Origin of the sequence: Mesorhizobium humile (assembly GCF_033977215.1) — a bacterium.
In the GTDB taxonomy this organism is placed as follows: domain Bacteria; phylum Pseudomonadota; class Alphaproteobacteria; order Rhizobiales; family Rhizobiaceae; genus Mesorhizobium; species Mesorhizobium humile.
The window spans coordinates 381,524-402,245 of record NZ_JAVIIV010000001.1 but is presented as its reverse complement, the minus strand read 5'-3'; the positions used below and the strand labels follow the sequence as shown (position 1 = coordinate 402,245).

Here is a 20,722-nt window from a genome sequence, read left to right as displayed (position 1 = left end):
CGGCGTTTGCTCTGGTTTCACGGATCTGAGTGAAAAATCTTGCGTCAAGACAAACGGCAACCTTTCAAAATCCCTGTCGGGGAATTAGTCGGCCATCCCAATTGCCGAGAGGGGAGCAATCAGCGGCCCGTTGCCGTGACGATCGAGAACGCACTTCGAGCAGCTATTCAAAGCGCCGGCCCTAACCGGACAGGGCTTCCATCGTAGAAGCGCGGCAGCCGGAAGCGGCTGAGGTCGTGCCCAGTTTCGTTTCCCTGGATCATGTCGGAGACGACGCGGCCTATGCCGGGCCCGATACCGAAGCCGTGGCCGCTCATTCCGGTCGCGACGAAAAGACCGCCGATCGCCTGGACCCGGTCCACGACGGGGACGACATCCGGCATGGCGTCGATCATGCCGCCCCAGCCGACCTTCAGGCGAAGTTTGTCGAACTGCGGAAAAAGCTGTTTGAAATTGCGCTCGATCCTACGAAGCCGGGCCGGTTCAGGGGCCGGGTTGAGCACCCGCATTCTCTCGAAAGGGCTCGGCGAATCCGGCGCCCAATCGCGCGGCGTCGACCAGCCATCCGGGTAGCCTGACGGAGCGAACGGAAAATAGCGCGCTCCGAACGGATCGTTCCTGAGGGCGGGAATATACTTGGTGGCGTGCCGGAATGCGTCAGGCCCCAGGTAAAGCAGATGGCTGCTGCCTCCTGCGAGCGTGTATCCGCCATCCTGCCTGCGCCTGAAAGCGATGTGATTGTCGGCGGCCGCACCTGCATAGATCTCGGCCAGGGGTTCCGTTGCGGCCACAGTCACCCGAACGCTGAGCTGGGGGATGGACACGCCGTGCCGCGCCAGGAACAGGGACGACCAGGCGCCGCCCGCGACCAGCACGGTGGAGGTCTCGATATATCCCGCCTCGGTCCACACGCCCTTGATCCTGCCGGCCGCGATGTCGAGGCCTCGCGCCGCGCAGTTCTCGACGATCCTGGCGCCTTTTCGCACGGCGAGCCTGGCCAGCGCTGGCACCGCCAGCCAAGGTTCCGCACGCATGTCGGAGGGCGTCGTCATCGCGCCCGCGAACCTGCGCGACATGCCGGTGATGAGTTTCGCGGTCTCGTTCGCGTCAAGGAGGCGCGTGTCGAGATCATGGATCGCGGCGATCTTCATGAACGCTTCGAAGCCGGCCATGTCCTTGTCGGCATTCGCCAGATAGGTCACGCCGGTCTGGTTCAGCCCGATGTCTTCGCCGCATTCCTCGGCCAGTTGCCGCCACAGACGAATAGCCTCGATGACAATCGGCAGCTCGTCCGCGTCCCGTCCCTGCTTTCTGATCCAGCCCCAGTTCCGGGAGGACTGCTCGGCCGCGACGCGGCCCTTCTCCAGCAGCGTCACCGGAATGTTGCGGGAGGCAAGGAAGAGCGCCGTGGTTGCGCCGATGATGCCGCCACCGACAATCACCACCTGCGACGTCTTCGGCGGCGGCCCGGGGTATTGGATTGGATCCGCTTCGGTGAACGGGAACGTGAGCAAATGGCGCACTCTGAAGGACTGGTTGACGGTTATGGCTTACCGGTTGTCACCGTCCGAGATCAGGAGCAGCCGAAGGCGGATCGTTGTCCCACGACGACAAAGGCAGTCCAGAAGGGAGCGCTCGGCGAAGCTGTCGAATCGTGACCTAGACCGGCGCGCCGGCCACCGATCCCCGCACCACCAGATCCACCGGCCAGACCTCGCCGCGCGCGCCCTCTTCCAATCCCGATATCCGAGCCGCCAGGCGCTCGGCGACGCGGGCGCCGGCAAGGCGGATCGAGGAGCGGGTCGTCGACAGCGGCACGGGAAAATTCTCCGGCCGCAACCAGGGGAAGACGTCGTCATGCGCGACCAGCGACAGGTCGCCCGGAATGGTCAGGCCAAGGTCGCGCACTGCGCGCACGACGCCCAGCGCCATGATCAGGCTGGAGCAGACGATAGCCGTCGGCGGCTCATCTTCCTCGAGCAGGCGGCGGGCGGCGCGATAGCCGTTTTCCTCGGTCATGGTCATCGAGCGGATGTGGCGTTCGCCGAGCGTCAGGCCGCTCGCGGCGAGCGCGCGGCGCATACCGCGCTCGCGGTGGATGGCGAAGGTCTCGCGCTCGTTGCCGTTGATCAGCGCCAGGCGCTTGTGGCCGAGCTGGATCAGCAGCCGCGCCGCTTCGTGGAAGGCGCCCTCATTGTCGATGTCGAGATAGGGATAGTCGAAGTCGAAGCCTTCGCTGCGGCCATGGACGATGAAGGGAATGCCCAGCGTGTTGACCAGCGCCAGCCGCCTGTCGGCCGGACGCGGCGAGGAAAGGTAGACGGCGTCGACCTGCCGGTTGGCGACGATGCGCCGGTAGGTGGTTTCCTCGTCGTCGGCATCGGCGGGCGAAAGCACGAGGTCGAGCTCGTGCGCCCGGGCATAGTCGCCGAGGCCGGAGAGGAATTCGACGAAATGCGGATCGATGTCGACGGCGGCGCCCGTCGGCAGCACATAGCCGATCATTCCCGACTTGCCGGTGGCGAGCCGGCGCGCGCTGGGGTTCGGCCGGTAGCCATGGCGCTTGGCGGCGTCCATGACCCGGCGCCGGGTTTCCTCGCTGACCTCGGGATAGCCGTTGAGCGCCCGGCTCACCGTGGTCTGCGAAAGCGACAGCATGTGCGACAGTTGCTTGAGGTTCATCGGAGGCCCTCCAGCCTCAAAGCGCTTTCAAATAGGAATCGATCCGATGATTGTTGGCGTGATCGCCAAGCATCATGACCTTAGAGCGCGATCAGCGCTGTTTGAAGCAAAATTGCTGCTGCGGTGCCAAAAAACTATGCTGCAGCGCACTTTTTTACCCAATCCGGTCGGATTTAAATCGATTAATGAACTCCCCTACTTGACTCCCAGGCAATTCAATGGCGAGATCAAAGCAGCCAAAGCGCTTTGGAAGTCTCTTCGAAAGGTTGCGGTTGCCCTTTCGCTGAGTCACAGTTCCGCGGGCGTCGGCGGACGAAATGGAGGTTTCGTCCGAACTGTTTCAACACTGGGAGGACTGCGATGAAGAAAATGCTTCTCTTGGGTGCCGCGTTCGCTGCGCTCACCCTTGGCCTGCCGGCACATGCCGAGCTGAAATTCAAGCCGGGCGAGGATCCGAAGTTTCACTGGGCGAATTACGACGACCTCAAGAAGGTCGACCTCAAGGGCGAGACGCTGACGATCTTCGGACCGTGGCGTGGCGAGGACGAGACGCTTGTGCGGTCCGTTCTCGACTATTTCCAGGAAGCGACCGGCGCCGAGGTCAAATATTCCTCGTCCGAAAATTATGAGCAGCAGATCGTCATCGACACCCAGGCCGGCAGCCCGCCCAACATCGCCGTCCTGCCGCAGCCCGGCCTCATCCAGGATCTTGCTTCCAAGGGCGTGCTGACCCCGCTGGGCGACGACGTTGCCGCCTGGATCAAGGAAAACTACGCCGCCGGCGACTCCTGGGCCAAGCTCGGCACCTATAATGGCAAGGACGGCAAGCCGGGCTTCTACGCCTTCCCCTACAAGATCGACGTGAAGGGCCTGGTCTGGTACTCGCCCGACAACTTCCAGGAAGCCGGCTACAAGGTGCCGAAGACCCAGGAAGAGCTCGCCGATCTCGAAAAGAAGATCGTCGCCGACGGCGGCAAACCGTGGTGCATCGGGCTGGGCTCGGGCGGCGCCACCGGCTGGCCGGCGACCGACTGGGTCGAGGACATCATGCTGCGCACGCAGCCGCCGGAAGTCTACGACAAGTGGGTGAAGAACGAGATCCCGTTCACCGACCCGGCGGTGGTCAACGCCATCGACATCTTCGGCAAGATCGCCACCGACGACAAGATGGTGGATGGCGGCGCCAAGGCGGTCGCGGCGACCGACTTCCGCGACAGCCCGAAGGGCCTCTTCACCGTGCCGCCCAAGTGCTACATGCACCATCAGGCATCGTTCATCCCCTCCTTCTTCCCGGAAAACGTGAAGCTCGGCCAGGACGCGGACTTCTTCCCCTATCCGCCTTACGCCTCCAAGCCGGAACTGGGCACGCCGCTGGAAGTGGCGGGAACGCTGGTGATGATCACCAAGGATTCCAAGGCCTCGCGCGAGTTCATCAAGTTCCTCGAAATGCCGCTCGCGCATGAATTGTGGATGGCGCAGAAGAGCTTCGTCACCCCGTTCAAGTCGGCCAACAAAGACGCCTATGGCAGCGACGCGCTGAAGAAGCAGGGCGAGATCCTGGTCGGCGCAACGACGGTCCGCTTCGACGGATCCGATCTGATGCCCGGCAAGGTCGGCGCGGGCTCGTTCTGGACCGGCATGATCGACCTGGTCGGCGGCAAGTCCGCGCAGGACGTCGCCGCCGACATCCAGAAAAGCTGGGACGCCATCAAGTAGGCGTCCTGAAATCCTCCTAATCCTCCACCTGGATCCGGGCTACGGCCCGGATCCGACCGGCGGTCGACGCCGGAAGCCTTCGCGTTTCGATTGTTCCGAATAACCGAAAGTCGGTGCATCCGATCGGCAGCCTCGGCTGGCCGGTCATGCGCAGGGAGAGGGACCCATGGCGGCTCAGATTTTCTCGGCCATATTCGTCATCATCATCGGCGTCGGCGGCTGTGTCGCCTATTTCTGGGGCGCCAACAAACTGCTCGACCTCGTCTTCCCGTCGCGCGGCGTCTCGGGGACCGCCGCCGTCGACAATTTGCGCCGGCAGGGACTGGTGCGGCCCTGGCTGTTCGTCGGCCCGGCGATGATCATCCTCACCATCTATCTGATCTACCCGGTCATCGAGACGTTGAGGCTCTCCTTCCTCGATCGCGGCGGCACGAATTTCGTCGGCCTCGCCAATTATGAATGGGCGCTCGGCGATCACGATTTCCGCAATTCGATCCTGAACAATGTGCTTTGGCTGGCGGTGGTGCCGGCGGCCTGCACCTTCCTTGGGCTGATCATCGCCGTACTCACCGACAAGATCTGGTGGGGCACGATCGCCAAGAGCCTTATCTTCCTGCCTCTCGCCATCTCCTTCGTCGGCGCCAGCGTGATCTGGAAGTTCATCTACGAGTATCGCGGCGAGGGCCAGGTGCAGATCGGGCTGCTCAACGCCATCATCCAGTATTTCGGCGGCCAGCCGCAGGTGTGGATATCGCTGCCGTTCTGGAACAACTTCTTCCTGATGATCATCCTGATCTGGATCCAGACCGGCTTTGCCATGGTGATCCTGTCCTCGGCGCTGCGCGGCATTCCCGAAGAGACGCTCGAGGCCGCGGTGATCGACGGCGCCAACCCGTTCCAGATCTTCTGGAAGATCATGGTGCCGCAGATCTGGGGCACCATCGCCGTTGTCTGGACCACCATCACCATCCTGGTGCTCAAAGTGTTCGACATCGTGCTGACCATGACCAACGGCCAATGGAACAGCCAGGTGCTGGCCAACCTGATGTTCGACTGGATGTTCCGCGGCGGCGGCGATTTCGGCCGCGGCGCCACCATCGCCATCATCATCATGATCGCGGTCATCCCGATCATGGTCTGGAACATCCGCCAGGCCAACAAAGAGACGGGAGGGCATTGAGATGGCTGCGTCCACCGGAAAGTCCTTCGCCGGCCGCTTCGGCGTCCATATCGCCGTGTTCGTCTTCGTGGTCATCTGGACCATCCCCACGCTCGGCATCCTCGTCTCGTCGCTGCGCGACAAGGACCAGATCGTCGCATCGGGCTGGTGGAACTCCTTCGCCAGTTCCAGCCAGAGCGAGGCCGGGCGACTTCCCGCGGCATCGGCGCAAACCCAGAAGGACGGCAAATACGTCATCGAGGGCAACATCTTCGGCGACGGGCCCAAGCGCGAGATCAGCGCCTTCGGCGTGAAATCGTCCGCGCCGACGCAGTACAAGGCCGGAACGGCTGCCGATCTCGGCGACGGTGTCGCCTTGCAGATGAATGCCGACGGCACGTTTGTCCTGTCCTCCGCGAAAGCCTTCGAGGGCGACCGCGGCCAGCGCGTCTATTTCGCTTCTTCCGCGCCGCCGAAATTCACCACGGACAACTACGATGCCGTGCTGTTTTCCGAAGGCATCGGCCGCTCGTTCATGAACTCGCTGACGGTGACCATCCCGGCAACGATCATCCCCATCCTGATCGCAGCCTTCGCGGCCTATGCATTGGCCTGGATGCGGTTTCCGGGCCGGGCGCTGCTGATTGCCGTCATCATCGGCCTGCTGGTCGTGCCGCTGCAGATGTCGCTGATCCCGCTGCTCAAGCTCTACAACGGCGTCGGCACCTTCTTCGGCGTGCCGTCCAAGACCTATCTCGGCATCTGGCTGGCGCATACCGGCTTCGGCCTGCCCTTCGCCATCTACCTGCTCAGGAGCTACATTGCCGGCCTGCCGCGCGAGATCATGGAATCGGCGCGCATCGACGGCGCCAGCGACTTCGAGATCTTCGTCAAGATCGTGTTGCCGCTGTCCTTCCCGGTGCTTGCCTCGTTTGCCATCTTCCAGTTCCTGTGGGTATGGAACGATCTGCTGGTGGCGATGGTTTTCCTCGGCACGGCGCCCGATCAGATCGTGCTGACGGCCAAGCTCAACGCGCTGCTCGGCTCGCGCGGCGGCAACTGGGAAATCCTGACGACATCGGCGTTCATCACCATCATCGTGCCGCTGATCGTCTTCTTCTCGCTGCAGCGCTATTTCGTCCGCGGGCTGCTTGCCGGCTCGGTGAAAGGAGGTTGAAGATATGCAATCGGCTTTGAAGGCGACTTCCAGACCAGACCCCGCCCCAGACCCTGCCATCGACCGCGACTGGTGGCGGGGCGCGGTGATCTACCAGATCTATCCGCGCTCCTACCAGGACTCCAACGACGACGGCATCGGCGACCTGAAAGGCATCGTGCGGCGGCTGCCCTACATCGCCTCGCTCGGCGTCGACGCCATCTGGATCTCGCCCTTCTTCAAATCGCCGATGAAGGATTTCGGCTACGACGTGTCGGATTATTGCGATGTCGACCCGATGTTCGGCACGCTCGCCGATTTCGACGCGCTGGTGACGGAAGCCCATCGGCTGGGCCTCAAGGTGATGATCGACGAGGTGCTGTCGCACACCGCCGACATCCACCCCTGGTTCAAGGAAAGCCGCTCCAGCCGCAACAATCCAAAAGCCGACTGGTATGTGTGGGCCGACGCCAAGCCCGACGGCACGCCGCCCAACAACTGGCTGTCGATCTTCGGCGGCTCGGCCTGGCAGTGGGATACCAGCCGCCAGCAATATTACATGCACAACTTCCTGGCCGAACAGCCCGACCTCAACTTCCACAACGCCGAAGTCCAGGACGCGCTGCTCGACATCACCCGTTTCTGGCTGGAGCGCGGCGTCGACGGCTTCCGCCTCGACACGATCAATTTCTACTTCCACAGCCTGGGGCTGGAGGACAATCCGCCGCTGCCGCCGGAACAGCGCAACGACCAGACGGCGCCGGCGGTCAATCCCTACAATTACCAGGACCATCTCTACGACAAGAGCCGGCCGGAGAACCTCGGCTTCCTCGAGCGCTTCCGCGCGCTGCTCGACGAATATCCGGCGCAGGCCGCCGTCGGCGAGGTGGGCGACTCCCAGCGCGGCCTGGAGGTGGTCGCCGCCTACACCGCCGAGGGCAAGCGCGTGCATATGTGCTATTCCTTCGATTTCCTGGCGCCGGAGAAGATCAGCGCGGCGAAAGTGCGCGCGGTGCTGGAGGCCTTCGGCACGGTCGCCAGCGACGGCTGGTCGTGCTGGGCCTTCTCCAACCATGACGTGATGCGGGTCGCCTCGCGTTGGGCCGCCAACGAGGCGGATCCGACCGCCTATCTGAAGGTGATCTCGGCGCTTCTGATGTCGCTGCGCGGCTCGGTGTGCATCTATCAGGGCGAAGAGCTCGGCCTTGGCGAGGCAGAGCTGAAGTTCGAAGACCTGCAGGACCCCTACGGCATAAGGTTCTGGCCGGAGTTCAAGGGCCGCGACGGCTGCCGCACGCCGATGGTGTGGGACGTTGCCGCCAAGAATGGCGGTTTCTCGAGCGCCAAGCCGTGGCTGCCGGTGCCGGGCAAGCACCTGTCGCAGGCCGTCAACGTGCAGCAGGGCGACGCAAGCTCGCTGCTCGAACATTACCGGCGCTTCCTCGCCTTCCGGCGCCAGCATCCGGCGCTGGCCAAGGGCGACATCACCTTCATCGAAAGCGATGGCGATACCGTCGCCTTCACGCGCCGCGAAGGCAATGAGCGGATCGTCTGCGCCTTCAACCTCGGCGGCAAGCCCGCCGAGGTCGATCTCGGTAAAGGCTCGCTGCAACCCTTGCCCGGGCATGGCTTTTCGGGACAGACTGGCACCGGGCCGGTCCGCCTCGGCGGATATGGCGCCTGGTTCGGGCGCATCGACTGAACTTCTAAAACAGAGATCAACGGGAGAGGAAAAACATGGCCGATGTCACGCTGAACCAGGTGAAGAAATCATACGGCAACCTCAACATTCTCCACGGCATCGACCTCGATATCAAATCGGGCGAGTTCATCGTCTTTGTCGGGCCGTCGGGTTGCGGCAAATCCACCTTGCTGCGGTCGATCGCCGGCCTCGAGGAAATCACCTCGGGCGAGCTGAAGATCGACGGCGAGGTGGTGAACGACGTGCCGCCCTCGAAGCGGGGCATCGCCATGGTGTTCCAGTCCTATGCGCTCTATCCGCATATGACGGTCTACGACAACATGGCCTTCTCGATGAAGATCGGCAAGGAAAGCAAGGCCGAGATCGACAAGCGCGTGCGTCAGGCGGCGGAGATCCTGCAGCTGACCAAATATCTCGACCGCCTGCCCAAGGCGATGTCGGGCGGCCAGCGCCAGCGCGTCGCCATCGGCCGCGCCATCGTGCGCAACCCGAAGGTGTTCCTGTTCGACGAGCCGTTGTCGAACCTTGACGCGGCACTTCGCGTCGCCACCCGCATCGAGATCGCCAAGCTCAAGGAATCGATGCCGAATACGACCATGATCTACGTCACGCACGACCAGGTCGAGGCGATGACGCTGGCGGACCGCATCGTGGTGCTGAAGGAAGGCGTCGTCGAGCAGGTGGGCACGCCGATGGAACTCTATAAACGTCCAGGCAATCTGTTCGTCGCCCAGTTCATCGGCTCGCCGGCGATGAACATATTGCCGGCGAAGATCGAGAAGGCCGGCAATCCGACCGTGGTCAGCCATGTCGGCGGCCGCAAGGCGACGGTGCCGATCGCGACGCCTGCCTCGGCGAATGGCGCCGCGGTCAGCTTCGGCGTGCGGCCGGAGGATCTCGCGATCGCGACCGGCGCGGACTATCTGTTCGAAGGCAAGGTCGACTATATCGAGCAGCTCGGCGAGGTTCAGCTCGTCTATGTCGATATCGGCCGGACCGACCTGCCGCTGGTGGCCAAGCTGCCGGGCAATGTCGAGGTCAAGCGCGGCGAGACGCTGCGGCTCAACGCCGGCGGCGGCGATCTGCACATCTTCGACGCCGACGGCCATTCCTTTACGCTGCATCGCGAGGAAGCGAAGGCCGCCTGACACCTCTCGGATGACTGGCCTTTCCCAGCAAGTAAAAAAGCGGCGGGGCAAAGCCCGCCGCTCCTTCCTTCAAACCACAGTCGACTGGTTACCGGTTGCCGAAGTGGTCCCGGTCGCTACCCTGAGGGGCCGACTTCTGCGCGTCGCGCGACGAGTTCAGCAGCTTGTAGACAGGCGAATCGGTGCCGATCGACGACGTGCGGGTGGTGTCGACAGCCGGGGCCGGCTGGTTGACGCCGCTGTTGCCGTAGTTGTCGCTGCCGGCAAAGGCGGCGCCCGAAACGGCCAGCAAGGCCGCAGTGGCAAGAACAATCTTCTTCATTTTAGTACTCCTGAATTTCAAATCCGACCGATGCGGCGGGTAAGCCCGCCGCCGGTTCAAGGTCGGCTGTTAGTTGTTGCCGAAAAGGTTGTGGTCGGCGCCCGTGGTCGCAGACTGCTGAGTCGCCGGCGCGGACTGGTGGACCGAAGCCGTGTAGGACGAGTCGACCTTGGCGGCCGCCTGATTGGCTTCGTTCGGGTTGTAATGGTCGCTACCAGCGAAGGCGCTGCCGGAAATTGCCAGAAGGGCTGCGGCAGTGAGAACAATCTTTTTCATTTTTTGCTACTCCAGTATCATTATTCAGTCCGTCTAGCGGCGTGTCTTGGGAATGAAATCGCGTCGTTCGGACAACGCTGATTTGGGTGAACCGGCTGCCGGATTCCAATCACGAAGTTTTTCCGTCTGGACCATGATTCCGCATCTTGAAATTTTGATAAGCATGCCTATGACTTTATTTTTATTTAATAAAATCAAACCCTTATGCGCATTCTGCAGTTGGCTCACCAAATGTATCGGAGGCTCGACGTTCACACCTTCCTGCACGCACCGTCAACAGAAACGAACCGTTCAGTTCGATTTTAGAATCTCCTAATAGTCACTTTTCGATACTGTTAATCATCCTACCCCCTGTTTCAAAGGCCGATTCGGCCCGCTGCAGGACCGTGTTCTGGCTGAGAGCCAAGAGCGCGTTCGCGCCGGAAGAGGTTGCAGCCCCTGCTTGTCCATGCTGGAAATCAAGTCTCGATCCGCCAACCAAACCCCAAAATGGTCGAGACGGCGCCGGCACCCCTTGCCTTGCCAAGCAAGGATCGACCGTTTACAGGCGTTGTCCAGGGGTCAGGCAATGATACGACCGGCGCAGCCGGCCGGCTGGAATTGCAGAGCGGGGTCAAGGACATGCCTCTTTCCGACGTCTATGCCGTTGCGAGCAGGGACATCGTCTTCGAATCCTTCGACGGCGAAGCCGTCGTGCTCGACCTCTCCAATGGCAAGTATTTCGGCTTCTCCGATTCCGGCAGCAAGGTGTGGCAGGCGCTGTCCTCGGGTGTTGGCACCGAGGCGCTGATCCGATCCGCGGCGGGCGCTGCCATGATCGACGTCGCAACGCTCGAGTCCTTCATTGGGCAGCTGGTCGAGTTTGGGCTGCTGGCCCCTTCCGACGCAACGCCGCTGCCCTCTTCCGACGATTTGCCGGCGGCGCTGGCGTCGGCGCGCGAGCCGCTCAATGTCAGCGTCCACGACGATCTTGCCGACCTCATCACCGTCGACCCGATCCACGAAGTCGAGGAACCGCTCGGCTGGCCCGCCGTCAAGCAGGTTTCCTGAGCGACCGGCGACGGGCCAGGTCAGGCTGGAACAGACCATGCCACGCGTCACGATCGAGACCCTGCCGGACTACGCCCGCTTTCTCCTCGCCGCCGCCGAAAGCGCGGCCGCGCAATTCCCGGTCCAGCGAACCATCCGCCTGCCCGGGCTGGAACTGATCGCGCACCTCGATTCCGGCACGCTCGCGGATGCCCTTGGCCACGCGTTCGTGGAAGCCGACGGCGGTCGGCGGGACTTGCGCCAATGCCGCATTTTCATCGGCCATCCGGGCGTCGGCGACATGCCGGTGCCGGCAAGCTGGGGCGATGCGCATTTCACCGAACATGGCTTTGCCCAGAAACTCGCCGAGGCGGGGCTGCGCGGCCATCATTTCCACGATCTGGATTTCTGGCAGGTCTATGATCCCGACCGACGGGTCGGCGTCCAGCTGATGCGGTCCGCCGACGCGTTTCCACCCTGGGAGCAGGGGGCGCCATTGCGCGCGTTCCTGCACTGGGAATACGCCGCACGCGGCATGCGCCTGGCCCATGCCGGCACGCTGGGCCTCGACGGCAAGGGCGTGCTGCTGGCCGGCGCCGGGGGCGCGGGAAAATCCGGAACCGTCGTTGCCGGCCTGCTCAACGGGCTGGACAGCGTCGGCGACGACTATGTGCTGATCGACCTCGATAACGGCGTGACCGCGCGGCCGCTGTTTTCAGTCCTGAAGCAGGACCCGCAAGGTTTTGCCCGGCTCGGGTTGGAAAGACGACTGGGCGGAGACCGCCCGATCAACTGGCAAGGCAAGCACGCCTTTCACATTAACGAGATAGCACCTCGGCCAATGCGTGCGACTCTGGACATTTCTGCGTTGATGGTGCCACATGTCAGTGGCGGAAAGACGAGTTCGATCGCACCGATTTCGCGCAAGGATGCCATCATCGCGCTGGCGCCCTCCGGCATTGCCCAGATGCCTGGCGAGCGGGAAAGCGGCTTTCGCTTCTTCAGCGATCTCACACGCTTGCTGCCGTGCTACCGGCTTTTCCTCGGGACGCATCCCGAGGAGATTGCCGGTACGATTGCGAATTTCCTAGCGCGGGCGCCCGATGAAGCTGAGCGTGATCATGCCGGTCTATAACCGCGAGCGCTTCGTCGTCCCGGCCCTGCGCTCGCTGCTGCGGCAGCGCGACGCCGCCGACCTCGACATCATCGTCATCGACGACGGGTCGACGGACGGATCGGCCGAGGCGGTTCGCGCCATGATGGACGAGAACAACTGCATACGCCTGTTCCGGCACGCTCATACGGGTGTTGCCGGCGCCCGCAATGCAGGTCTGCGGCAATTGCCGGCGGATGCCAGCTTCGTGTCCTTCCTCGATTCCGACGACATCTCGCTTCCCGGCCGGTTCAAGGCCGACCTCGTCCATTTCGAAACGCATCCCGCCCTCGACCTGACTTACTCGCTTATGACGCTGGCCGACCGGATCGACGACGAGACATTGGAGCCGGCCGCGAACAGCCGTATCATGACGCTTCGCGGGCTCTCCTTGAGCACCGCCCTGTTCAGCCGGGCGCTTGTCGATCGCATCGGCTGGTTCGACGAGGAGTTCGAATTGTCCGAGGACACAGACTATCTGCTGCGCGTCTTCGAAACGGGCCCCCGTTACGAGCTGCTGGATAGCGTCGCGATCTACTACCGGCGCCATGCGGGAAACGCCACCAGGGAGAATGACGGCAGGTTGCGCGACCACCTGCGGGCGATCCACAAATCGATCAGACGGCGCAGGGCGGATCCTTCGCTGCGCGAGGCTCCGGGAATTTTCGAATTCAAGAGCCCGCCCGACTGGCAGGTCATGTGATGAGCGCCGGGGGGCGAGACAGCGCAAGACCAACGAGGAGCTTCGGATGAAGCTCTCCGTGATCATGCCGGTCCACAATCGCGAGACCTATGTCGGCGCGGCGCTTCGCTCGCTCATCAGGCAGCGCGACGCCGCCGACCTCGACATCATCGTCATCGATGACGGCTCGACCGACGGTTCGGCCGAAGCGGTGCGCTCGATGATGGGCGAAGCATCTTGCATCCGGCTGTTCCGGCAGGAAAACATGGGCGTGACCAGGGCGCGCAACAGCGGGCTCGGGCGGCTCAGGCCGGAGACGGAACTGGTGTCCTTTCTCGATTCGGACGACATCTCGCCAGCCGGGCGCTTCGCGGCGGACCTCGACCTTTTCAGGCGGGATCCCTCGCTCGAGCTCACCTATTCCAGGATGATGTTGGTCGACAGGCTCGACGACGAGACGCTCGAACCAACCCGCGACAGCAACAGCATCACCGTGCGCGGCATCCATCTCTCGGCGGCGATCTTCTCGCGCCGCCTGGTCGACCGGATCGGCAGTTTCGACGAGGACTTCGCCCAGGCCGAGGATACGGACTTCCTGCTGCGCAGCTTCGAGGTCGGCCCCCGATACGTGCTGCCGGACACGCTGGCGCTTTATTACCGGCGGCACGCCGGCAACATGACAAGGCAGGAAGACGTCCAGGCGCGCGAGTTCATGCGCGCCATCTACAAATCGATGAAGCGCCGCAGGGCCGACCCGTCGCTGAAGCCGATCGAAGGCATCTTCGAACTGAAGAAACTCGCGGACTGGCGGTTCATGTGATGAGCGGATACGGCGTCGTCATTCCGGCCTACAACGCCAGCGCCACGATCGCCGAGACGCTGCGGTCGGTAGCGGCGCAGACGGCGCGCCCAGAGCTGGTCGTGGTGGTCGATGACGGCTCGACGGACGATCTCGCCGCCGCGATCGGCGGCATCGACCTGCCGCTCAAGCTTTTGCGCCAGGACAATGCCGGGCCGGGCAGCGCGACCACGCGCGGCATCGCCGCGCTGTCGACGCACTTCATCGCCACGCTCGATGCCGACGACCTTTGGCTGCCCGGAAAGATAGCGGCGCAGCTTGCCCATCTCGAACGGCTTCCGGCGACATCCGGGGTCTTCACCCATATACGCAGTTTCCGCGATGGAGAGCCCGCCGCGATGGCCCCGACCGCGACGCCCGGCTGGTCGCGCTCGACGATGCTGATACGCCGGGCGGCCGCGCAGAGCGTCGGACCGATGGTCGACCCGCCAGGCGGCCGTGGCGAGATGATCGACTGGATCGCCCGTACGCGGGAAAGCGGTTTTATCCTCGACATGATGCCTGACGTCCTGGCGCTGCGGCGCATCAGGCCGGGAAGCCTGTCCTACGGGCGCGATGCGGCACGCGACCGCGGTTACCTGGAAGTGGCACGGCTCGCCATGCTGCGACGGGCGCAAAGCAAGGCCGGCTCCAGCTGATGGCGAAAATCCGCCGCATCGGCAGGCGCTTTCCCGACTATGGCTGGTCGTGGCCGACCGGCTCGCTCGACCAATTGCTCAAGGCAGCGCTTCTGCCCGACGAAGAGGCGGCGCGCCTTTGCGCCGAACGCTGGCTGGACGAGAACGACATCGACCATGTCTCCTTCCGGGAACACCGGTTGCTTGCCGCGATCTCCGACAGGTTCGGACGCAAGCTTGCCGGCCACGCCGCCTATCCGCGCCTGGTCGGCCTGCAGAAGATGCTGTGGACCAAGTCGCGCATGGCCATGCGGGAGGCCGAGCCGGCGCTGAAGGCGATGGTCGATGCCGGTTGCACGGTGATGCTGATCAAAGGCGCCAGCCGCATCGCGCTCGACGCCGCCGCGCAGCGCGGGCGCGTGGCGCATGACATCGATATCCTGGTACGGCCCGACGATATGCAGCCGGCTTTCGACGTGCTGCGCGACCGCGGCTGGCAGATCGCCACCGGCGTTTCCCCGCAATATCTGCGCACAAGGCTGGCGTCGCTGCGCTCGATGAATTTCTTCAAGGGCAATTACGGCGACATCGACCTGCACCAGCTCGCCTATGATGGCTCGCAGCAGAATGCCGAGGACGACCTGGCGATCTGGCACCGCGCGATTGCCGCCAAATTCAGCGACGTCGGCGTGGTCGTGCCCTCGCCCGCCGACCGCATCGCTTTGGCCATCGCGCATGGCGGCCTCGACGCGCATACGCATAGCGACTGGCTGGTCGACTGCGCCGTGGCCATCGAAGGCGGCGATGTCGACTGGGGCATATTCCTCGATGTCATCGCCAGGCGCGGCCTCGCCGTGGCCGCGGCCGTGGCGCTTTCCTACCTTGCGCTGGAGATCGGCATCGCGGTGCCGGAGGCCATCCTGACCAAGGTGGTGGATATGGCCGACCGGCGCGGCGCCGCGCGCCTGTCGTCGGTCCTGCAGGCCAAGCCGCGCACTGATTTCGGCCCGCTGACCTGGCTGTCGCGGGGATTTGCGAAGCAGTTGCGCCTGCGGCGCAAGAAAGGCCGGCTGAAGCAGACCGAGCCGGACATCGTGTGGCGCGGGAAGTCCATGACGGCGAAGGCAACCGGCGCGCCGGCTCCGTTCGTGCTTTCCCAGGCGCTGGATGAGCCGCAGGGCGAAATCAGCGAGATGATGCTCGATCTCGTCGTGCGCATCGTCGTCCCGCCTGTCAGGCGACGCATCGAAATGGAGATCAATGCGGGCGACCGGCACGTGGCGCGGCTGCGCTCGATGATGATCGGTCGTTCCGGTGGGGAGCGGATGTTGCGCTTTCGCGGCAAACTGATGCTTGACCGGACGGGACAGGCCCTGGTGCTGGAGGCACGGCCGTCACGGCAGTTTCGCGTCTGGGACAACGAGCAGGCCGTCGCCACCTATGGCGCGCTGCCATTCCAGCTCGTTTCAGCAAAATTTTCTCCGACCGGATAAGCCCTGGCGGGCCGCTGGCGTTGATTACGGCGTCGGCGGCTCGGCGAGGGCAGCCTGGCAGTTGCTCAGGAGTCTGGAGTGATCAGTTCCAAGGAGGGGAAATAGGTCCGATATCGGCCGACATCGCGGGTCAGAAGCGGGAGGCGGCCGACCGCAGCATGAGCACCGATGAAGAAGTCAGGCAACAGGCTGGTTTTGTGTCCTCCTGACCGGCGGTACTGTGTGAATGCCTTTCCGGCAAGGAAAAGAGCCGCTCTTGGCATGGCAGTCATCTCAAGACCGGCCACATCAAGAAACGCCTCAAGATCCTCGATGCGGGCGTAGCGAACGGCAAGCTCGGCATAGATCACGTCGTTGATCAACAATGGTCCATTGAGACTTGCCGCCTCAAGCTGCGCAACAGACCAATCCGCCCAGTTTGGATCGTCCGAAACGAGGTCGAGCAGAACATTGGTATCGACGAGCGTCACGTTTCGCCGCGCGTCAGAGCCATGATCGCGTCGGTCGTGAGTCCCCCACCAGCATGGCCGCGCAGCTTGGCAAAGCGGCTCACCGGCCGTTTTTTGTCGACACGAGCCAGCACGATGCTTCCATCGGCGGCGCGCCTGAAATCGACCCTGCTTCCGGGAACGATCCCCAGCAGGTCGCGGACCGGTTTGGGGATGGTCACTTGCCCCTTTGCTGTAACGGTGGTGGCCATCTTCGCCCCCTCGGTAATACCAGATACAAGTAAGGTATTACTTTCTGGATCGAATTTCAACGGCTCGCAATTGCAATTCAAACTCCGTAACGCTCGGTACGGATGATTTCCGCCGGAACGCCGGCGCCGATCAGGGCATTGGCGGCGGCCGACACGAACGCGTTCGAGCCGCAGACATAGGCGAGCTTCGGCGCCTTCGGCAGGCGCTCGATAGCCTGCGCCATCATGCGGGCGTCGACGCGCCGGGAATAATCGGACGGCCGCCTCGCCGGTTCGCGGGTCAGCGTCAGCACCAGATCGAACCCGTCGCGGCGATCGTCGAGGCCGATCAGCTCGTCACGGAAAATCACCTCGTCCCAGACCCGCGCCGAGAACACCAGCGCAACGGGCACCGCATTGTTGCGCAGCGTGCGATGGCGCACCATCGCCATCAGCGGCACGACGCCCGAGCCGCCGCCGACCAGGAGGATCGGCCCGCCGTCGCTCTCTTGCCAGATGAAATGGCCGCCGAGCGGCCCGCGCAACTCGATCTCGTCGCCGACGGCGGCCACGTCATGGAAAAAGGGCGAGACCTCGCCGTCGTCTAGCCGCTCGATCGCCAGCTCGATAGCAGCACCTGCTTCCGGCGCCGATGCGATGGAATAGGAGCGGCGCGCCTGATAGCCATCCGGCGCCGTCAGCCTGATGTCGACGTGCTGCCCGGCCAGATGGGCGACGGGCCGCGACGGTCGGAACCAGAAGCTGGTGACGCGCGGCGTGCGCTTTTCGATGCGGGCGATCGTGGCTGCCTGCCAGGGCGATTGCGGCGATGGCTCGACGCTCATCGATTGCTGCTCACGGATCGCTCGAATAGCGCTGCTCGCGCCAGGGGTCACCATACATGTGATAGCCGCGCAGCTCCCAGAAGCCCGGTTCGTCGCGCTCGGTGAACTGCAGCCCGTTCACCCATTTGGCCGATTTCCAGAAATAGAGATGCGGCACCAAAAGCCGCGCCGGCCCACCATGGTCCGATGTGATCGGCTTGCCCTCATAGAGCAGCGCCACCATCGCCTTGCCGGTGACGAGGTCCTTGGTCGGCACATTGGTGGAATAGCCGTCGAAAGACAGCGCCAGCGTGTAGGCAGTCGGCGGCTCGACGCCGGCATCGGCGAGGATGTCGTCGACCATTACGCCTTGCCAGGGCGTGTTGAACTTGGTCCAGGCCGTGACGCAATGGATGTCGCGCGTCATCTTGCTCTGCGGCAGGGCGTTGAACTCTGCCCAGTTCCATTTCTTGATCGGCCGCGGCCCCTGCTTGAGGGTGAAGGACCAGTCCTCGGTGCGCACCCGCGGCGTCGGCCCGGCCGACAGAACCGGGAAACCCTGCTCCAGATACTGGCCGGGCGGAATGCGCGCGTCGGTGTCGGAAGGAGGACGCCGTCCGGAAAAGAAACCACGGGTCACCATCGAGACATCTCCTGCGCCGGCGGAAACGATCGGCGCAGTGTTCTCGAAGATGTCGCCGCGGGCAACAGGAATCGTGGCGACCCGCCAGTATCCGGCGGGTCGCCACGCGCGCTCAGCCGGCGGCGAAGGGCACGGCGACGAATATCTGCGCATCGCCGCGATCGACCAGCAAGAGCACCGACTTCTTGCCGGACTTGCCTGCCTCGGCGATCGCCTGGTTGGCCTGCCGTGCATTCTTCACCGGCGTCTGGTCGACGGCGACGATAAGATCGCCGGGCTGGAGGCCGGCGGCCGAGGCCGCCTTGTCCGGATTGACGCGCGCGACCACCGCGCCGTGCTGGTTGTTGGCAAGATTGAGCTGGTCGCGGATATCGGGCGTGAGGTCGGTCAGGCCGAGGCCGAGCGAAGGAACGCGAAGTCCTTGTTCGGCCGATGGGCTGCGGCCTTCATTGCCGTTCGAGGCGGTCTTCTGATCATCGGCGTTGCGGCCGACATCGGCGGAGATCTGCATCGCCTTGCCCTTGCGCCAGACATCGACGGTTTCCTTGGCGCCCGGCGACACGTCGGCCACGGCGCGCGACAGGTCCTTCGGATCCTTGATCTCCTGGCCGCCGAAGCCGGTGATGACGTCGCCGGTTTCAATACCAGCCTTGGCCGCCGGCGACCCGTCGGTGACCTGGGAAACCAGCGCGCCGGCCGGATGATCGAGGCCGATGGCGCTGGCGACATCCGGGGTGACCGGCTGGATCTGCACGCCGAGATAGCCGTATTCGATGTCGCCGCCCTTCATCAGCTTGGCGACGACCTTCTCAGCCTGGTCCGATGGGATGGCGAAGCCGACGCCGACACTGCCGCCATTGGGCGAATAGATGGCGGTGTTGATGCCGATGACATTGCCGTTGACGTCGACAAGCGGACCGCCGGAATTGCCGTGGTTGATCGGCGCGTCGATCTGGATGAAGTCGTCGAACGGCCCGCTATGCAGGTCGCGGCCGCGCGCCGAAACGATGCCGGCGGTGACCGTGGTGCCGATGCCGAACGGATTGCCGATCGCCAGCACCTGGTCGCCGGTCATCAGTCTGTCGGAATCGCCCCATTTGACGGTCGGCAGCGGCTTGTCGGCCTTGATCTTGAGCACCGCCAGATCGTTCTTGGCGTCGTGGCCGACGAGCTTGGCGGGAAGCTCGGTACCGTCGTCGAGCGTCACCTTGATCGAGCTTGCGCCGTCGACGACGTGGTTGTTGGTGACGATGGTGCCGTCAGCGCCGACGATGAAGCCGGAGCCCAGGGCCTCCTGCCGCTGCGGCTGCTGCTGCGGCGGCGTCTTCGGCATCGGCATGCCCTGGTCGCCGAAGAATTGCTGGAAGAACTGGTCGAAAGGCACATTGCCGCCCATCGGCGAACCATCTTCGGCCTGCGCCTTCATCACCGAAGTGATGGTGACGACGGCCGGCTTGGTAACGGCGATGACCGGCGCAAAAGAGCCGTTCGGGGCCGTGATGCCGGGGACGGGGGTCTGCGTCGTCGCGGCCACGGTGCTGAGGCCGGCATTGCTTTGGGCGAAGGAAACGACGACGGGCGAAATGATCAGCGCGGCGCCCAGCAGGGCGGCGACGCGATGTCTGCGAAGAATGCTTGAGGGTGACATGGTCGTTCTGTCCGGGCGAGAGTTGATCCAGCGTCGCGGGCGCTCCCACGGGATCGTCCGTCGACGTGCCGATGGCCGGATTTGCCTGTCTCGCCGTGCATGGCAGCCGGCCGTCTCGACAGACAAGCATCTAGGTCGTGGAATGGCCCGAATTAGGGTTTTTGGGCGACCTTACGAAGATTTAATTCAGAGGGCGCTTACGAAACGCTCCCGCCGACGCAGGTAGGACGAAGCCATTTCGCGCATGCGGGCGGCATCGAAGCTCGGGCCATGACCGCCATGGCCGATGCGGATCGGCAGGTCGAGCAGGCGCTGCATGGTGCGGCAATAGGCCGTACGATCCGAATCCGGCAGATCGTCGATCAGCATGCCGTCATAGATGGCATCACCGGCGAAGAAGAGGCCGTCGGCTTCGTCGAAAAGCGCGATCGAGTCCGGCGAATGTCCAGGCAGATGCAACACGCGGAATTTTCTGTCGCCGAGATCGACGATATCGCCCTCGTCGAGCGCGCGGGTCAGCGGCGCGGAGGGAATGCGGTAGTCGGCCGCCTTCCAGTCCGGCGCCGGCAGCTTCGAGACGGCGCCGTCGAGATTGTGGAACATGTAGGCGTAGGTGACGGCATCATCCATGTCGTCGAACCGCGCCGCGCTCATCTTCGGCCCCATGCGCAGCGGGAATTCGTGCAGCGAGCCGACATGGTCGAGATGGATGTGCGTGGCGACGACGATGAGCGGCTTGCCGGACGGCGTGTCGATCTCGGGTGCCAGCGGACGGATGCCCATGCCGGTGTCGACCAGCAGGTCGGCGTCGCGACCTTTCAAGTGCCACATGTTGGCACGCACGAAATCATGCACGAAGGGCTCGGTCAGCATCGTCGTGCCGGCATCGACTTTCGCCTTGCCGAACCAGTCGCCAACCTCAAGCTCGGGCATC

22 protein-coding genes are annotated in these 20,722 nt (G+C 63.8%); 12 read left to right on the top strand and 10 right to left on the bottom strand.

Going from position 1 to position 20,722, the window contains the following annotated elements:
* Nucleotides 1-167: 167 nt before the first annotated feature.
* The gene (locus RFM52_RS01925; RefSeq protein ID WP_320294160.1) at nt 168-1,514 is read right to left on the bottom strand and encodes an NAD(P)/FAD-dependent oxidoreductase; all 1,347 of its coding nucleotides are present in this window, start codon (nt 1,512-1,514) and stop codon (nt 168-170) included.
* A 145-nt stretch (nt 1,515-1,659) separates the two neighbouring features.
* Nucleotides 1,660-2,682 (bottom strand): LacI family DNA-binding transcriptional regulator, encoded by a 1,023-nt coding sequence (locus tag RFM52_RS01920; protein ID WP_320294159.1) that lies wholly within the window; start codon nt 2,680-2,682, stop codon nt 1,660-1,662.
* 46 nt (nt 2,683-2,728) lie between these two features.
* On the opposite strand from RFM52_RS01920, the gene RFM52_RS01915 reads away from it, so the two are divergent.
* From RFM52_RS01915 to RFM52_RS01890, 6 genes are all read left to right on the top strand, one after another.
* Entirely contained in the window at nt 2,729-3,046 is a 318-nt protein-coding gene (locus tag RFM52_RS01915) for a hypothetical protein (RefSeq protein ID WP_320294158.1), read from the top strand.
* The gene (locus tag RFM52_RS01910) at nt 3,043-4,398 is read left to right on the top strand and encodes an ABC transporter substrate-binding protein (RefSeq protein WP_320294157.1); all 1,356 of its coding nucleotides are present in this window, start codon (nt 3,043-3,045) and stop codon (nt 4,396-4,398) included. Before RFM52_RS01915 ends, RFM52_RS01910 begins: the two co-directional genes overlap by 4 nt.
* 166 nt (nt 4,399-4,564) lie before the next feature.
* Entirely contained in the window at nt 4,565-5,578 is a 1,014-nt protein-coding gene (locus RFM52_RS01905) for a carbohydrate ABC transporter permease (protein ID WP_320294156.1), read from the top strand.
* 1 nt (nt 5,579) lies between these two features.
* Nucleotides 5,580-6,734 (top strand): carbohydrate ABC transporter permease, encoded by a 1,155-nt coding sequence (locus tag RFM52_RS01900; protein ID WP_320294155.1) that lies wholly within the window; start codon nt 5,580-5,582, stop codon nt 6,732-6,734.
* Between the two features lie 4 nt (nt 6,735-6,738).
* Nucleotides 6,739-8,415 (top strand): beta-galactosidase BglA, encoded by a 1,677-nt coding sequence (bglA, locus tag RFM52_RS01895; protein WP_320294154.1) that lies wholly within the window; start codon nt 6,739-6,741, stop codon nt 8,413-8,415.
* 35 nt (nt 8,416-8,450) lie between these two features.
* Nucleotides 8,451-9,563: an ABC transporter ATP-binding protein gene (locus tag RFM52_RS01890; protein ID WP_320294153.1), complete on the top strand. Its 1,113-nt coding sequence runs from the start codon at nt 8,451-8,453 to the stop codon at nt 9,561-9,563.
* Between the two features lie 88 nt (nt 9,564-9,651).
* On the opposite strand, the gene RFM52_RS01885 is transcribed toward RFM52_RS01890, so the two are convergent.
* Both RFM52_RS01885 and RFM52_RS01880 read right to left on the bottom strand, forming a co-directional pair.
* Nucleotides 9,652-9,885 (bottom strand): DUF680 domain-containing protein, encoded by a 234-nt coding sequence (locus RFM52_RS01885; RefSeq protein WP_320294152.1) that lies wholly within the window; start codon nt 9,883-9,885, stop codon nt 9,652-9,654.
* 69 nt (nt 9,886-9,954) lie between these two features.
* Nucleotides 9,955-10,161 carry a DUF680 domain-containing protein gene (locus tag RFM52_RS01880; RefSeq protein WP_320294151.1) on the bottom strand — a complete coding sequence of 69 codons (207 nt, stop codon included), beginning with the start codon at nt 10,159-10,161 and terminating at the stop codon, nt 9,955-9,957.
* A gap of 621 nt (nt 10,162-10,782) precedes the next feature.
* Between RFM52_RS01880 and RFM52_RS01875 the strand changes: the two genes are divergently transcribed.
* From RFM52_RS01875 to RFM52_RS01850, 6 genes are read left to right on the top strand one after another with little or no spacing between them, the layout of a single operon-like run.
* Nucleotides 10,783-11,211, top strand: a complete 429-nt coding sequence (locus RFM52_RS01875; protein WP_320294150.1) for a PqqD family protein — start codon at nt 10,783-10,785, stop codon at nt 11,209-11,211.
* A gap of 37 nt (nt 11,212-11,248) precedes the next feature.
* The gene (locus RFM52_RS01870; protein WP_320294149.1) at nt 11,249-12,325 is read left to right on the top strand and encodes a serine kinase; all 1,077 of its coding nucleotides are present in this window, start codon (nt 11,249-11,251) and stop codon (nt 12,323-12,325) included.
* Nucleotides 12,294-13,046 (top strand): glycosyltransferase family 2 protein, encoded by a 753-nt coding sequence (locus tag RFM52_RS01865; protein ID WP_320294148.1) that lies wholly within the window; start codon nt 12,294-12,296, stop codon nt 13,044-13,046. Before RFM52_RS01870 ends, RFM52_RS01865 begins: the two co-directional genes overlap by 32 nt.
* A 46-nt stretch (nt 13,047-13,092) precedes the next feature.
* Complete coding sequence (locus tag RFM52_RS01860; RefSeq protein ID WP_320294147.1) at nt 13,093-13,845, top strand: glycosyltransferase family 2 protein; 753 nt, start codon at nt 13,093-13,095, stop codon at nt 13,843-13,845.
* Nucleotides 13,845-14,522, top strand: coding sequence for a glycosyltransferase family 2 protein (locus tag RFM52_RS01855; protein WP_320294146.1), 678 nt, complete (start codon nt 13,845-13,847; stop codon nt 14,520-14,522). The genes RFM52_RS01860 and RFM52_RS01855 overlap by 1 nt, the downstream gene beginning before the upstream one ends.
* The gene (locus RFM52_RS01850; RefSeq protein ID WP_320294145.1) at nt 14,522-15,994 is read left to right on the top strand and encodes a nucleotidyltransferase family protein; all 1,473 of its coding nucleotides are present in this window, start codon (nt 14,522-14,524) and stop codon (nt 15,992-15,994) included. Before RFM52_RS01855 ends, RFM52_RS01850 begins: the two co-directional genes overlap by 1 nt.
* 65 nt (nt 15,995-16,059) lie before the next feature.
* Here the strand turns inward: RFM52_RS01850 and RFM52_RS01845 are convergent, their stop codons facing one another.
* The 6 genes from RFM52_RS01845 to RFM52_RS01820 all read right to left on the bottom strand — a co-directional run bounded on the left by RFM52_RS01845 (nt 16,060) and on the right by RFM52_RS01820 (nt 20,721).
* Entirely contained in the window at nt 16,060-16,464 is a 405-nt protein-coding gene (locus tag RFM52_RS01845) for a type II toxin-antitoxin system VapC family toxin (protein ID WP_320294144.1), read from the bottom strand.
* A complete protein-coding gene (locus RFM52_RS01840) occupies nt 16,461-16,694 on the bottom strand; it encodes an AbrB/MazE/SpoVT family DNA-binding domain-containing protein (RefSeq protein ID WP_320294143.1) in 234 nt (77 codons plus the stop codon). Before RFM52_RS01840 ends, RFM52_RS01845 begins: the two co-directional genes overlap by 4 nt.
* Nucleotides 16,695-16,771: 77 nt before the next feature.
* The gene (locus tag RFM52_RS01835; RefSeq protein ID WP_320294142.1) at nt 16,772-17,518 is read right to left on the bottom strand and encodes a ferredoxin reductase; all 747 of its coding nucleotides are present in this window, start codon (nt 17,516-17,518) and stop codon (nt 16,772-16,774) included.
* 10 nt (nt 17,519-17,528) lie between these two features.
* Nucleotides 17,529-18,140 (bottom strand): molybdopterin-dependent oxidoreductase, encoded by a 612-nt coding sequence (locus RFM52_RS01830; RefSeq protein ID WP_320294141.1) that lies wholly within the window; start codon nt 18,138-18,140, stop codon nt 17,529-17,531.
* A gap of 112 nt (nt 18,141-18,252) precedes the next feature.
* Complete coding sequence (locus tag RFM52_RS01825; RefSeq protein ID WP_320294140.1) at nt 18,253-19,788, bottom strand: DegQ family serine endoprotease; 1,536 nt, start codon at nt 19,786-19,788, stop codon at nt 18,253-18,255.
* Nucleotides 19,789-19,974: 186 nt separating this feature from the next.
* Nucleotides 19,975-20,721 carry an MBL fold metallo-hydrolase gene (locus RFM52_RS01820; RefSeq protein WP_320294139.1) on the bottom strand — a complete coding sequence of 249 codons (747 nt, stop codon included), beginning with the start codon at nt 20,719-20,721 and terminating at the stop codon, nt 19,975-19,977.
* Nucleotide 20,722: the final 1 nt, after the last annotated feature.